The following is a 14,402-nucleotide window of genomic DNA, read 5'->3' on the forward strand; positions in this document are numbered from 1 at the left end:
CGACTCCCGGTCGCCGTACACCCAGACGTCCTTCTGTTCGTCGTACTCGATGTTGCTCTTGGTCCGCGTCGGGACGGACATGTGTGGGATCTCGCCCAGCTCGAACTGGTCGTAGAACTGCGCGGCGAGATCGAGCAGCTGTTCTTTCGCCTGCTGGTCGGTGTCTGCGCTCATTGGTTGACGGTGAGTTTCGCGCCTTCGACGCCTTTCACGTCGAGGTCGAACGCGGCGTCGTCGGCGATCTCGTACTCGAGGACGGCCTCGTCCTCGCTCGATACTTCGGGTTCCCACTTGACGAACCACTCGCCGTCCATCTCGACGGCGGTCGCGCCCTCGGAGAGGTTGCGCGGTTCCGCGGAGACGATGTCGGTGATCTCGAGGCTCTCGTTCGTGCTCGAGTGGTTCTCGACGACCAGGGAGACGGACTGGCCGTCGCCGTTGGCCTCGCAACGGCGTTCGACGAGGACGTTGTTCATGATGCGGGCGACCGCGTCGTCGATCTCGGGTTCCTCGCGGTCGGTGACCTCCGCGACCTTTTCGGCCATCTCCGGCAGGATCTTCCCGAGGACGTTCTGTTTCTTCCGGCGCTTTTCCATCGAGCGGCGCTTGTTCAGGAAGCTCTTGAGTTCGCGAGCCGCCTCCCGGATCGCCAGCTCGATCTCGTCCTCGATCGCGGGCACGTTGGCGATGGCGTCTTTCGACTCGCTGGTAAAGGGAACGTTCGTCGAGGCGACGTGGACCATGATGACGGCGGGGCCGTTGGGCAGCCCCGAACCGCCGGGCTGGTCGAGCCCGTAGTTGCGCCAGCCGATGGACTTGACGACGTCGGTGGTCGCGCAGGCGCCGCGCTGGTAGACCAGCGGGACGCGGTTGGCAAACCGAAGGACGTCGGCGCCGCCCTCGGCGGGGATCTCGCCGCCGTAGGCGATCCCGGCCTCGACGATGAACGGATCGCCGGAGTGGACCTCGGCGTCCCGGGTCGCCGCAGCGTAGAAGTCGGCGTCGAACTCCTTCTCGAGGCCCGCGCGGATGAGGTCGTCGGTGATCGGCGAGAGACACCGCGTCGGCGGCGCCATGATGTCGGTCGCTCGCATCGCGTCGACGAGGTCGCTGGTCGCGTCGCGGTCGCCCGCGAGTTCCCGCACCAGCGGCGGGTCGTCGGGGACGGTCACCATCACGTCCCAGACGGCGTCGGTGACGTTCTCGCGGGCGGTGTCGCCGAAGGAGACCTCGTCGTACTCCTCGGTGAGGTCGGCCGCGCGGTCGACGTGCTCGCGGAGCCGCCGACGGGTGAGGCGGTGGCGGTCGTCGTCCTCGTCCTCGAACTTGGCTGCGAGCCGGCTCGCGAAGCCGTGGATCACGTCGTCGTCCTTGCGGGTGCTCGTCGCGGCGTCGGCGAGTTCGTAACAGTCCGCGACGAGCCGGGACTCCGCGACGGCGTCCTCGTCGGGGTCGACGGCCTCCTCGGGCGCGTCCGTCAGCGCGTTCCAGACCGCGTCCGCGGCGTTTTCCCGGACCGTCTCGCCGAAGACGGTCCCGTGCTCGCCCGCGACGTCGTCGGCCGCCTCGGCGACGAGTGCGAGCAGTTCGTGGTGGGCGATCCGCTCGCGGTCCGCGACGGCGTCGGCGATGGCGTCGGCGAACGCGGCCGTCGCGTCGGGACCCTTGTTCGCGGTGGCGTCCGATACCGCCGCCTGCAGGTCGATCCCCTCGTCGGCCGCGGGCGGCGTCCAGCGCATCTCACGGCCGTAGTGACGGTCCCGGAACGCGTCGATCACCGAGTCGGCGGTCTTCTTGCCGACGCGGGTGAACTCCTCCTGGAGAAAGCCCGAAATCGTCTGCGAGTCCGTCGCCGAGAGCATCTTGATGACCGTTCCGAGCTCGACCCCGTGGGGGTGAGGTCGGATCTCCTCGGTCTCCTCGGGGAGCTGGTCGGTCCCGCGCTCGAACTTGAAGTGAGCGTTGGGCTCCTCGAGTTCGAGGCGGGCGTGGGGGTTGACGACCGCCGTGTGCTTGACGTAGTCGTGGAGCTGCTGGCGGGCGCGCATGTTCCCCTCCATCTCGAGTTCGATGCGGGTGCCGTGGGGGCGGTCCCAGCTGGTGGTCTCCTCGACGCTGATCTCGGGTTCGTTCTCGTCGGTGTCGACGATGAGTTCGAAGTACTCCGCCTCGCTCGAGCCCTGGGTTCGGCTGGTGATCTTCGCGGGTTTCCCGCTGGTCAGCTGGGAGTACAGCACGGCCGCGGAGATGCCGATCCCCTGCTGGCCGCGGGACTGTTCGCGGGCGTGAAAGCGAGAGCCGTAGAGCAGCTTGCCGAAGACCTTCGGAAGCGACTCCTTCGTGAGCCCGGGGCCGTTGTCCTCGACGATCAGCGTGTAGTAGTCGCCCGACTCCTGGATCTCGACGTAGATGTCCGGCAGAATACCGGCCTCCTCGGCGGCGTCGAGGGCGTTGTCGACGGCCTCCTTGACGGCCGTGACCAGGCCCCGAGCGCCGCTGTCGAAGCCGAGCATGTGCTTGTTCTTCTCGAAGAACTCGGCGATGGAGATCGCTTGCTGGCTCTCGGCCAGCTCCTCGGCGATCCCCGACTCCTCGCCGAGCGTCGACTGGAACGACGTCATCGTCTCCCTGTACTAACGGCGGGGGTAAAAGCCGCACGCTACCGGAGTGAAAGTGGACTACCGCGAGTCGTTCTCCTCGGCCGCGTCGTCGGGTCGGGGAACCGAGTCGCCGTCGTCGATCGGCGGCCAGTGCCACGCGTCCGCCTGGACGACCCCCAGCAGGTTCCGTCGGCGGTCGGTCAGCTCCTCGAGGGCGTCCTCGAACGCCTCGTCGTCGACGGTCGGAATGTCGTCCTCCCGGAGCCGGTCTAAGTCGGGCCGCGGGGGCACCTCGTCGGCGGGCTCGATGAACGCCGTCTCGAGCGTGTCGAGGTAGCTGTCCGTGCTCGAGCGGGCGTTCTCGACGAGGGCGGGGTCGAGCTGGACGTCGTCGTCGACGCCGTAGCGAAACAGCGTCATGGCCTCGTCGAAGACGGGGACGGCCATCGCCGAGGCCCGTTCGCCCTTCTCGCTGTGGTAGTAGTGGAGGATCGGGTAGGCCTTGTGCTGATCGGCGAGCTCCGAGAGGTCGGCAGCCAGCGACTCGACGGGGAGATCCAGCCCGTCGAACCCCTCGTCGGTCCAGCCAGCGCGGACGAACTCCTCGCTGCGCTCGCCGAGCCCGGTGACGCTGTTGGCGAACGCCCGCTTCTCGGAGACGGCGCCGATCACGGTGAGGATGTAGGAGACGCCGAGCGTGACGAAGGCCATCCCCGTCGCCGTCGTGAACGAGCTCGCGATCTCCCAGACGCCCGTGGTCGGCGAGTAATCCCCGTTCCCGTTCGTGAACATGGTGTAGGCGACGTAGTAGAGCCGCCCCGTCCAGTCGGCGGGCGCTCCCGTCTGGGAATCGACGAGGGCGACGTCGCCGCCAGCGAACAGGAACGTCCAGCCGAGCCACAGCAGCGCGATCCACATCGAGAGCGTCAGCGTGAGAATCAGCGGGCCGGCGATGCTCAGCGCCCGGGGGTGATCCCTCGTCAGTATCCGAAGGCCGCGCCAGACGGCCGTCGTCAGCCGTCCGGAGAGCGGGCCCGAGCCGCCGTCGACCCACAGCGCCGTCCAGATGATGTCGACGATGACCGCGATCAGCACGACGGTTCCGACCGCGAGGTACAGCGGTTGCATTTCCGGAGGCTACCGTCTCGAGGACCGTCAACGACACCCCGGTTACTGCACGGTCGGGGGGCGGGTCCGGACCCGTCGTTACCGGTCGTCCTCGACGACGTCGGCCAGCACCTGCGCGATCTTCCTGTTCGTCTGGGGGCTGTAGTGGCCGCCCTCCCCGCGCTCGACGTACAGCGACTCGACGTCCCCGCCGCCCGAGAGGTGGGTCGCCATGTCGACCGTCTCGAGGTCGTCGTACTCGGTGTCGAGCCGTTCCATCAGGTCGCCGTAGATCGGGCCGTGCTCGGCCTCGTACTTCGCGTACCGGAGCTGCTGGACCATCACGAACACCGGCGTGAACCCCTGCTCGTCGGCGTAGTCGACGAACTCCTCGATCAGGGCGTCGAACAGATCCTCGTGGGTGTCGAACAGTCGCTCGTGGTAGCGAACGCGGGGCCGTTCCATCCGCAGCTCGGTGCGGGTTTTGGCGTCGTCGAGGTCGATCCCCGGAACGGATCGCCCGGTTCGTTTCTCGAGTTCGATCCCCGCCTCGTAGAGGGCGTGGCGGACGTTCTCGGTATCGTCGAGCAGATCCGCGGTGTAGGGCCGCGAGGCGTGGTGCGGTTCGAACCAGTGATCGTAGTGGAAGTCGTGTTCCCGCAGGACGTCGGCCTTCGACTCGAGGTCGAGCAGGTCCTCCTTCTCCTCGATCGGGCTCTCGATGCGTTTCAGCGCGCCGTCCTCGAGGGTGTACCGGGGTTTGACCGCCAGGATGTTGCCGAACTCCTGGTAGTGTTTCCACACCGAGAGGATCCGGGCGATCGAGGAGGCGGTGACGACCACGAAGACGTAGTCGGTTTCCTCCTCTGGGTACTGGCGTTTCAGTCGCATCAGCGCCTGGTCGAGCCCGTAGTTCCCGCCGCCGTAGTTGGCGACGTGGGTATCGAGTTCCTCGGCCAGGTAGTGCTGGAACGTCTCGTCGTCGTCGACCTCCCGGCAGAAACAGTAGGAGTCGCCGTACGTCGAGACCGTTACCTCGGCGTCCTCGTTTCGCTCTTTCGCGCGACAGACCCGGCTGCCGTACTCGTCGGTCGAGTAGGTGACGACGCTGCGGACCTCCTCGCCGGGGAGGTGGTCGCCCGTATCCTTCTGTTTCTCCCGGTTGGGCTGGGGAACCCAGCCGAGTTCGGCGTCGAAGCTGCTGAACTTCCCCAGCAGTTCGCGGTCGATCCCGGGAAACTCCTCGGTCGCGACGGAGGGGTTTCGCTCGAGCGCCCGGTAGGAGACGCGCTCGAGAGCGACCGCTGCCACGAGTATCGCACCGACAAGCGCGACGTACGGAAGCATTCGCCCGGTGGTTTCTGAGCGACCCCGAAGTGGGTTGGCCCGGCAATGGCCAACGCGTCGCCGGCCCCGCGGGTCAGCGGACGACGGTGACGGGAACCGGCGAGTGCCTGACGACGACCTCCGCGACGCTGCCGAGCAGGAGCCGCGTGACGCCCGATCGCCCGCGACTCCCCATCACGACGTGGTCGAACTCCCCTTCCTCGGCGCAGTCGATGATCTCCCGGGCCGGCGGGCCGATCCGGCTCCGTTTCTCGAGGGAAACCTCGCGTTCGGCCGCGATCCGCTCGGCGCCCTGTAGCTGGTCGTCGGCCTCCTCGAGCAGGTCTCCGATCTCCTCGCCGGGATCGGAATCGCCGGCGGCGTTCGGAATCAGCGGGACGCTGTCGGTGTCGACGACCGTCAACGCGAGGAACTCGCCGTCCGGAAACAGCCCGATCGCGTACTCGAGAGCCTCCCGCGCGGGCTCCGAGCCGTCGAACGGGACGAGGATTCGGGGTGGCATGCTATCGAGAGCCTAGGGAAGGACGCTCTTGAGTCTGCCACCTGAACGACCGCCCGCGACGGCGATCTCGCCGGTTCGAACCCCGGGGCTCGAGCGATCACAGCGCGAGGTAGGGGCCGACGCCGAGCAGGACGGCCCCCAGCGCGACCTTCAGCCGCGCGGGATCGACGACGTGGGCGACCCTCCAGCCGACGACGACCCCGAGAAGCAGCGGCGTCCCGACGACGACGGCCAGCGGGAGGAGGACGTCGCCCTGGACGGCGTAGCCGGCGGTCGCGAACGCCGCGATGAAGATCGACTGCACCTGCGCGACCGCGACGGCGAGCAACATCGGGACGCCGACCAGCACGAGCGCGGGCACCGCGAGGACGGGGCCGCCGATTCCGAGCAGACCGCTAGCGACGCCGAGGACGAGCCCCAGCCCGGCGAGCGCGGCCTGTCCCTCTCGAGTCAGCGGATCGACGTCGACGATCGGCGTGAACCCCCGGCGCTCGCGGTAGAGGATGACCCCGCCGACGGTCGTCGCGACGCCGCCCAGCAGGATCCCGAACAGCGACCGCGAGACCAACGGGTTGATCTGGGAGCCCAGCAGCGCCCCGAGGACGCTCGAGAGGCTGAGCACGATCGCGATCGCCCGGCTCTCGCCGGTTTTCATCTCGCCGGAGTGGAGGTAGGCGACGCTGCCGACCAGCCCGGTGACGACGAACGTCGCGTGGGCGGTGCCGGCGACCTGGCTCGCGGGAAGCGGCGTCAGCGAGTACAGCGCGATTGTCACGAAGATCCCGCCCGGACCGATGGTGGTGATGCCGATGCCCGAGAAGAACGCGATACAGACGAGCAACAGCACCAGCGAGAGGTCGAACGGGAGCCCGAGCATGACGGTATCGGGTCGATTAGCTCGGCGGATGTGATTCTTCCGGTAGCGAAACGGATCGATTCTCGGACGGCGTTATCGCCGTCGGTCGCTCATAGGATTCGAGGAGGAAGCCCACGACTGTAGTCGTGGGTAACTTACAGGATGTTCACGATCGTCTCGTAGAGCGACTGCACGGTCGTCGCGCTGCCGAGCAACAGGACGATCCCCGCGGCGAGAAACGCCGCGTTCTCGTACCACTCGACGTCGGAGAACTCGTTGACGGCGCCGATGAGCGCGAAGACGGTCACCGGGAGTCCGATCGCGCCGTTGACGGCGGGCATGACGATCGCCAGCTGGACGGGGCCGAAGCCCGTGTACGCGAGCAGCGGCAACGCGACGCTCGCCGAGAGCACGATCAGGCCGATGACCGTCCGTCGGAAGGCGACGTCGCCGAAGACGGTGCGGCGGCCGAGCGACTGGGGGATCATGAACCCGGCGCCGAACAGCGTTCCCGTCGCCGAGGAGATCGTCGCGAGAAACACCGCGACCATGAATACGATCAGCGCGCCCTGGCCGAGGATCCCCGCCAGCGGAACGCCCGGCCCGGTCAGGGTCATCTCGCCCCCGCTGAGGGTGACCGCCGAGACGATCATCACGAAACTCCCGATGAGCAGCGTCGTCGCGATCCCGACGGCGTTGTCCTGGCGGTACCGTCGGAGATCGGTCCACTCCTTGGTCGGCTGGATGCTCGACTGGATGAAGAAGTTCGGCCAGTAGACGGTCGTCCCCAGGAGAGCGATGACCGTCGTCAGGTAGCCGATGTCGCTCTCGAGCACCGGCTGGAGGCCGGCAGCGACCGACTGCCAGGGAACGTCGAGTCCCGCCAGAAGCAGGCCGTACGAGCCGAAGACGGCGAACACCATCACCGCGATAGCCGCCTCGATCCGATCGTAGACCTTCAGCTGAACGAGCCCGATGCCGAACCCGGCTGCGAGCGAGATTCCCACGAGGACGTTGTCCAGGCCCGGGACGAGCCACGCGAGCGCCGCGCCGGCGACGGCGTAGTTCGAGACCGCCCACAGCGCGGACATCAGCGATATCGTGACGACGAGCGCGGAGCCCCCGATCGGCAGCGTATCGACGATGTAGTCGGCGAGGGGTTCGTCGGTCACCGCGAGCCTGGCGCTCATATCGTGGAGCGCGATATCGATGAGGAAGGCCAGCGGGAGCACCCACAGCAGGGAGAACGCGAAGTTCGCGCCGGCGTCGGCGAGGATGTAGACCGACCCCGCGCCGAAGACGTTCGCGGCGAACAACACGCCGAGTCCGTACCGGTAGAGCGCGCTGTGAATCGTTTCGCCCCCCGGAATCGCCTTCACGACGTCGGACGCCGTCGCCGAACTCACGCGCGACCACCTCGAGAACCGGGCCGACGGAGGGGTTCGTCGCCGGGACGACCGTCGACTCCGGTCGGCCGTCCCGCGTTCGGCGACGTCAGTGCCGATCGGTCGTGCCCGGAGTTCGACCGTCCGGACGGGGTTTCCTCGAGCGTCGACTCGTCCGTGCGCGTAGGTGTGCCTTGCATACTGGAAACCGGCGGTAGTGTCTAGCTGTTCGAGCGTGAGTACGGAGGGATCGTCTCGGATGCCAACGGCGTATCGATCACGGTTCCTCATTCGTCACGCCGATCCGAAGCGTGGAGAGTCGCCGGCCGGCAGGCGAAGGCGGTCGCGCTCGCGCGCGTACGCGAAGTTTTATACCCAGCCAGGCGCTACCCGAAAACAGGTTTCTCATGTCCCAGGAAAGCGAGTACGGCGCCGGACAGATCCAGGTCCTCGAGGGCCTGGAAGCTGTACGAAAGCGGCCAGCGATGTATATCGGCTCTACCGACGCGCGGGGGCTTCACCACCTCGTCTACGAGGTGGTCGACAACTCGATCGACGAGGCCCTCGCCGGCCACTGCGACGACATCACTGTCACCATCGAGGCGGACGGGTCGGTACTCGTCGCGGACGACGGCCGCGGGATCCCCGTCGACACCCACGACGAGTACGACCGCCCCGCGCTCGAGGTCATTCTGACGGTCCTCCACGCCGGCGGGAAGTTCGACAACAAGTCCTACCAGGTTTCGGGCGGTCTCCACGGCGTCGGCGTCTCCGTGGTGAACGCCCTCTCGGAGCGCCTCGAGGCCGAGGTCAAACGCGACGGCGGCGTCTTCCGCCACGCGTTCGAGGGCGGCGAACCCGTCGGCGACATGGAACGGGTTCGCGATATGGAGCCCGACGAGGAAACCGGAACCGAAATCCGGTTCTGGCCCGACGGCGACATCTTCGAGACCGGCGAGTTCTCCTTCTCGACGCTGTCGAGCCGGCTGCGCGAGCTCGCCTTCCTCAACTCGGGGGTTCGCATCACCCTCCGCGACGAACGCGAGGAGACCGACGACGGCGCCGCCGTCGAGGAGACCTACGAGTACGAGGGCGGCATCCGCGAATTCGTCGAGTACTTGAACGAGACGCGCGCGGTGATGCACGACGACGTCATCTACTTCGAGGGCGAGGACGAGAACGTCCAGGTCGAGGTCGCGATGCAGGCGACCGAGGACCTCCAGGGCTCGATTCACGCCTTCGCGAACAACATCAACACCCGCGAGGGTGGTACCCACCTCACCGGGTTCAAGACCGCGCTGACGCGGGTCGTCAACGACTACGGCAACGAGCGGAACCTGCTTGGCGACGTCGACGGCAACCTCAAGGGCGAAGACATCCGCGAGGGACTGACCGCGGTGATCTCGGTCAAACACCCCGACCCCCAGTTCGAGGGCCAGACGAAGACGAAACTCGGTAACTCCGAGGTGCGAGGCGTCGTCGAGGGCGCGATGCACGAGCAACTGGGGACCTACTTCGAGGAACACCCCGACACCGCCGAGGCGATCGTCGCCAAGGCCGTCGAGGCCGCCAAGGCCCGCAAGGCCGCCCAGAAGGCCGAGGAACTCACGCGCCGGAAGTCCGCCCTGGAGTCGACGTCCCTGCCGGGGAAGCTGGCGGACTGCCAGACGCGAGATCCCGACGAGGCCGAACTGTTCATCGCGGAGGGCGACTCCGCCGGCGGCAGCGCCAAGCAGGCCCGGAACCCGGAGTTCCAGGCTATCCTCCCCATCAAGGGGAAGATCCTGAACGTCGAGAAGCACCGACTCGACCGCATCCTCGAGAACGACGAGATCCGCAACATGATCACCGCGATCGGCGCGGGGATCGGCGACGAGTTCGACATCGACGACGTCCGGTACAAGAAGATCATCATGGCGACCGACGCCGACGTCGACGGTGCGCACATCCGCACGCTCCTGTTGACCTTCTTCTACCGGCATATGCGGCCGCTGCTCGAGGGCGGGTACGTCTATGCGACCCAGCCGCCGCTGTACCGCATCCGGTACCGCGGCGAGACCTACGACGCGATGACCGACGCCGAGCGCGACGAGATCGTCGAGGAGGTCTGCGACGGCAACCCCTCCCAGGTGCAGCGGTTCAAGGGACTGGGCGAGATGAACCCCGAGCAGCTCTGGGAGACGACGATGAACCCCGAGAATCGCATCTTAAAGCAGATCACCGTCGAGGACGCGGCCGCGGCGGACAAGATGTTCTCCGTGCTGATGGGCGACGCGGTCGAACCGCGCAAGCAGTTCATCAAGGACCACGCACCGGAAGCCGAGTGGATCGACATCTGAGACGAACGACCGCGCGCACGCAGATACCGACGCAGACACTACTGGTGACTATACACGCATGAGTTCGGAAGTACCCGATCCGACGGACATCGAGGCGGCATCGGTCGATTCCGTCCGGATCGAGAACGAAATGGAGCAGAGCTACATCGACTACGCGATGAGCGTCATCGCGGGCCGGGCCCTTCCCGACGTCAGGGACGGTCTCAAGCCCGTCCACCGGCGCATCCTCTACGCGATGCACGAGCTGGGCGTCTCATCGGGCTCGAGCCACCGGAAGTCGTCCTCGATCGTCGGGGAGACGATGGGCGACTACCACCCCCACGGCGACAGCGCGATCTACGACACCCTGGTCCGGATGGCCCAGGACTTCTCGATGCGGTATCCCCTCGTGGACGGCCAGGGGAACTTCGGTTCGATGGACGGCGATCCGGCCGCAGCACCCCGGTACACCGAGGCCCGGATGGCCCCCGTCGCCGAGGAGTTGCTCGAGGACATCGAGAAGGACACCGTCGACTTCTCGGCGAACTACGACGACCGCCTCCAGGAGCCGGACGTGTTGCCGGCGGCGTTTCCGAACCTGCTGGTCAACGGATCCTCGGGGATCGCCGTCGGGATGTCGACGAACATCCCGCCGCACAACTTAGGCGAGGTGATCGACGCGACCGTCGAACTGATCGAGAACCCCGACGCGACCGTCGAGGATCTGATGGACCACGTCAAGGGACCGGACTTTCCGACGGGGGCGAACATCGTCGGCCGCGACGCCATCTACTCGGCGTACAAGACCGGCCGCGGCCGGGTTCGGGTTCGCGCCGAGTTCGAAGTCGAGGAGTGGAAGAGCGGCCGCGAGCGGATCGTCATCACCGAGTTACCCTTCCAGGAGAACAAGGCCCGCATCGTCGAGCGCATCGCGGAGGACGTCAACGAGGGCGACCTCGAGGGGATCACCGACCTGCGCGACGAGTCCGACCGCGACGGCGTTCGGATCGTCGTCGAACTCAAACGCGGCGCGAACGTCGAGGTCGTCAAGAACAAACTGCTCGAGAGCCACCTCGAGAAGACCTTCGGCATCATCAACCTCGCGCTGGTCGACGGTCAGCCCCAGGTGCTCTCGCTCAAGGAGACCCTGGAGGAGTACGTGGACCACCGCCGCGAAGTGGTGCGACGGCGCAGCGAGTACGACCTCGCCGAGGCCGAGGACCGGGCCCACATCCTCGAGGGGCGGCTGAAAGCCGTCGAGAACGCCGAGGACGTCGTCGAACTGATCCGCGACAGCGAGGACCGCTCCGCGGCGAAGGCGCGACTCCAGGAGACCTACGGGTTCTCCGAGGAGCAGGCCCAGCACATCGTCCGGATGCAACTCGGCAGTCTCACCTCGATGGAGGCCGCCGAGATCGAGTCCGAGTACGAGGAGGTCCAGGCCGAGATCGAACGGCTCACGGAGATTCTCGAGAGCGAGTCCGAACTGCTCGCGGTCATCAAAGACGAACTCCGCGAGATCAAAGACGAGTACGGTGACGAGCGCCGAACCTCGATCATCGAGGACGAGGGGACGGTCACTCACGAGGACCTCATCCCGGAGGAGGAGGTCGTCGTCGTGATGACCGAGGACGACTACGTCAAGCGGATGCCGATCGACGAGTTCGATCCCCAGGGTCGGGGCGGCAAGGGTATCATCGGCGCGGACGTCAAGGAGGGCGACCGCGTCTCGACGGTGTTCCGGGCGAACACCCACGACTACCTGCTGTGTTTCACGAACCGGGGGAAAGTGTACCAGCTCAAGACCTACGAGATCCCCGAGATGGGCCGCACCGCCCGCGGGAAGTCCGCGGTCAACATCCTCGACCTCGATCCCGGCGAGGACATCACGGCGATCGTCGACACCGACGCCTTCGGCGACGGCGAGTACGTGACGATGGTCACCCGGAACGGCTACGTCAAACGGACCGCCGGCGAGGAGTTCGACAACATCCGTTCGACGGGAATCATCGCCGCCGATCTCGAGGAGGGGGACGAACTGGTCGACGTCGAGGTCACCGACGGCTCGACGGACCTGGTGATCGCGACCGAGGGCGGGATGACGATCCGGTTCGACGAGGACGAGGTTCGCGCGATGGGCCGGAACGCCCGCGGAGTAAACGGGATCAAGCTCACCGACGGCGACGCCGTCGCCGGCCTGGTTGCGACCGACGAGACCGACGAGCGAGCCCTGCTGACCGTCACCCGGAACGGGTACGGGAAGCGCACGTCCCTCTCGGAGTACCGCACCCAGTCGCGATACGGGAAGGGACTGATCGACATCAAGACCGACGACCGGAACGGTCCCGTCGCGACCGTCAAGGCCGTCGACGACGACGACCACCTCGTGATGATGAGCGAGCGCGGTCAGATCGTCCGCACCCGGGTCGACGAGGTCTCGACCGTCGGCCGGAACACGATGGGCGTGATCGTCATGGACGTCGAGGACGGCGACGCCGTCGCGAGCGTCGACGTGCTACCGGCCGCATCCGTGGCCGACGAAAACGAGCGCGCTAGCCAGAACTGAGGCCGCCGCGTTTTCGGCTTCGAAATCGAGAGAGGCGCTAAGAACGGAACTGAGTGGTGATCCCAGTCAGTCAGTGGTTCGGCTCCTCGGCCGGCGCGACCATGTCGTCGATGCGCAGGATGAGGATGTTGTTCGTGTCGTCGCGCCCGTCGAGGGTCCCCTCGATGACGAGCTTCGAAAGCGGCGTCGGCCCGACGACGACCGAATCGCCCTCCTCGATACCGCCGGAGGTTCCCTGCATGTGGATCTCGGCCCGGCAGAGCTCGGGGTGGTGGACGCTCGAGAGGTCGATCTCCTCGACGATGACGTCCTCGAGCGGTTCACCTTCGTGTTCGATCGGAACCGAGGCGGGATCGTCCATCTGCTGGATCTCCAGCGCCTCGAAGGCGGCGGCGGTCGGTTTGTAGCCGCCCTTCGGCCCCGGAACACCTTCGACTAGCTGGAGGGCCTTCAGACTCTGCATCTGATTGCGGATGGTTCCCGGATTCCGATCTACCTGTTCGGCGATGTCCTCGCCTTTGATCGCGTCCTCGGATTCCTTGTGCAGGTTCGTCAGCGCGCGGAGAATCTTCTTCTGACTGGGAGTGAGTTCGATCGATGACATGGTGTAATCTTCGTGATTGATTTCCTTAAACCCGACGGGTAGGCCGGGGAGTTCGCTCGATTGGAGGTGGGTCCCCAACGCAGTAATCAGTTTTCATTCCGCCGTCCCCGAGATTCGGCGCCCCGGTGCCGGCGCGACGGGCTAGCCCGGCAGAACCCATCCCTCGACGACGACGTCCTCCAGGAGGAACATCAGCGCGACGCCGACGACGAACGTCGTAGCGTTGAGACGCGTCACGATCGTTTCGGCGTCGAACCGGATGAGTTCGGCGAGTTCGACCAGCACCTGCAGGATCGCGCCGATCGCGATCGCGTAGAAGACCATCGCGAGCAGCGCCGAGTCCGCGAGGCTCCCGAGCCAGCCGCCCAGGATGACCGGGCCGCCGGCGAGCACGCCCATGATCGCAAAGTGGTGAATCGGCGGGCTCGTCCTGTCGCGGGCGACCGCCGCCACGACGGTCGGCCCCTCCATGATGTTGTGCATGACGAACCCGATCACCAGGAGCGTGACGAGTTCGCCCCGTCCGAGGACGAACGCCGTCCCGATGGCCAGTCCCTCGCCGATGCTGTGGAGACCGAGCGCGACGGCGATCAGGTACGCGACGTGGAGGCCGCTCTTCTCGGTGCCCGCCGCCGTTCGCTGGCGCCACTTGCTGAGCGCGTACATGATGCCGAACGTCGCGGCCACGCCCCCGATCCCGGCGAGCGACGCGAGCGACGCGCTCTCGAGTTCGGCGCCGTAACCGAGGACCTCCCCGATCATCTCGAAGGCGATAAAGGCGAGCACGCCGCCCGAGAGGGCGAGAAACCCGTGGACGAGTCGGTAATCCAGCGCACGGATGAACGGGAACCAGAGCATGCCGATCGCGACGGGGACGACCCCCGCCAGAAAGCCGACGATCGTGAGCATCCGGAGGATGTCGGCGGTGCTGGCTCCCGCCATCGACTCGATGTCGCCGAACGGAGACGTAACGACGAGTAAACCGACGACGAAGGCCAGAACGCCGAGCGGAGCGATAGCGAGAACCCAGTGTGGCACTCGTTCGTGGATGGGTAACCCGTCATCCATCGGACGACACCTCGATCTGGTCGTTTCGCTGTCTCATTGGAACACTATT

Annotated in this window: 10 protein-coding genes and 1 pseudogene; 2 read left to right on the top strand and 9 right to left on the bottom strand. The window is 66.6% G+C overall.

The genetic code is table 11. The features are described from left to right. The 7 genes and pseudogenes from C492_RS23755 to C492_RS11175 all read right to left on the bottom strand — a co-directional run. Positions 1–174 (bottom strand): annotated as a pseudogene (locus tag C492_RS23755) (DNA topoisomerase IV subunit A); the annotation flags it as partial. Further along, positions 171–2,621 (bottom strand): DNA topoisomerase VI subunit B, encoded by a 2,451-nt coding sequence (locus C492_RS11150; RefSeq protein ID WP_008423571.1) that lies wholly within the window; start codon positions 2,619–2,621, stop codon positions 171–173. The gene C492_RS11150 and the pseudogene C492_RS23755, both read right to left, overlap by 4 nt. A 57-nt stretch (positions 2,622–2,678) precedes the next feature. Then, a complete protein-coding gene (locus C492_RS11155) occupies positions 2,679–3,728 on the bottom strand; it encodes a potassium channel family protein (RefSeq protein WP_008423573.1) in 1,050 nt (349 codons plus the stop codon). Between the two features lie 78 nt (positions 3,729–3,806). After that, entirely contained in the window at positions 3,807–5,054 is a 1,248-nt protein-coding gene (locus C492_RS11160; RefSeq protein ID WP_008423576.1) for a hypothetical protein, read from the bottom strand. A gap of 73 nt (positions 5,055–5,127) precedes the next feature. Continuing rightward, positions 5,128–5,556: a universal stress protein gene (locus C492_RS11165; protein ID WP_008423579.1), complete on the bottom strand. Its 429-nt coding sequence runs from the start codon at positions 5,554–5,556 to the stop codon at positions 5,128–5,130. A gap of 97 nt (positions 5,557–5,653) precedes the next feature. Next, positions 5,654–6,433, bottom strand: a complete 780-nt coding sequence (locus C492_RS11170) for a sulfite exporter TauE/SafE family protein (RefSeq protein ID WP_008423581.1) — start codon at positions 6,431–6,433, stop codon at positions 5,654–5,656. 134 nt (positions 6,434–6,567) lie between these two features. After that, positions 6,568–7,818: an NRAMP family divalent metal transporter gene (locus C492_RS11175; RefSeq protein ID WP_008423582.1), complete on the bottom strand. Its 1,251-nt coding sequence runs from the start codon at positions 7,816–7,818 to the stop codon at positions 6,568–6,570. Positions 7,819–8,204: 386 nt separating this feature from the next. Here C492_RS11175 and gyrB point away from each other — a divergent pair, with 386 nt between their 5' ends. Further along, on the top strand, positions 8,205–10,136 hold the full coding sequence (gene gyrB / locus C492_RS11180; protein ID WP_008423584.1) for a DNA topoisomerase (ATP-hydrolyzing) subunit B: 1,932 nt from the start codon (positions 8,205–8,207) through the stop codon (positions 10,134–10,136). A gap of 58 nt (positions 10,137–10,194) precedes the next feature. Beyond that, positions 10,195–12,681 carry a DNA gyrase subunit A gene (gene gyrA / locus C492_RS11185; protein WP_008423586.1) on the top strand — a complete coding sequence of 829 codons (2,487 nt, stop codon included), beginning with the start codon at positions 10,195–10,197 and terminating at the stop codon, positions 12,679–12,681. Positions 12,682–12,751: 70 nt separating this feature from the next. On the opposite strand, the gene C492_RS11190 is transcribed toward gyrA, so the two are convergent. Together C492_RS11190 and C492_RS11195 are read right to left on the bottom strand one after the other, a co-directional pair. After that, entirely contained in the window at positions 12,752–13,285 is a 534-nt protein-coding gene (locus C492_RS11190; RefSeq protein WP_008423588.1) for an Rrf2 family transcriptional regulator, read from the bottom strand. 141 nt (positions 13,286–13,426) lie between these two features. Then, positions 13,427–14,353: a ZIP family metal transporter gene (locus C492_RS11195; protein WP_008423589.1), complete on the bottom strand. Its 927-nt coding sequence runs from the start codon at positions 14,351–14,353 to the stop codon at positions 13,427–13,429. Between the last annotated feature and the right edge of the window lie 49 nt (positions 14,354–14,402).

This window comes from Natronococcus jeotgali DSM 18795, assembly GCF_000337695.1.
GTDB lineage: Archaea > Halobacteriota > Halobacteria > Halobacteriales > Natrialbaceae > Natronococcus > Natronococcus jeotgali.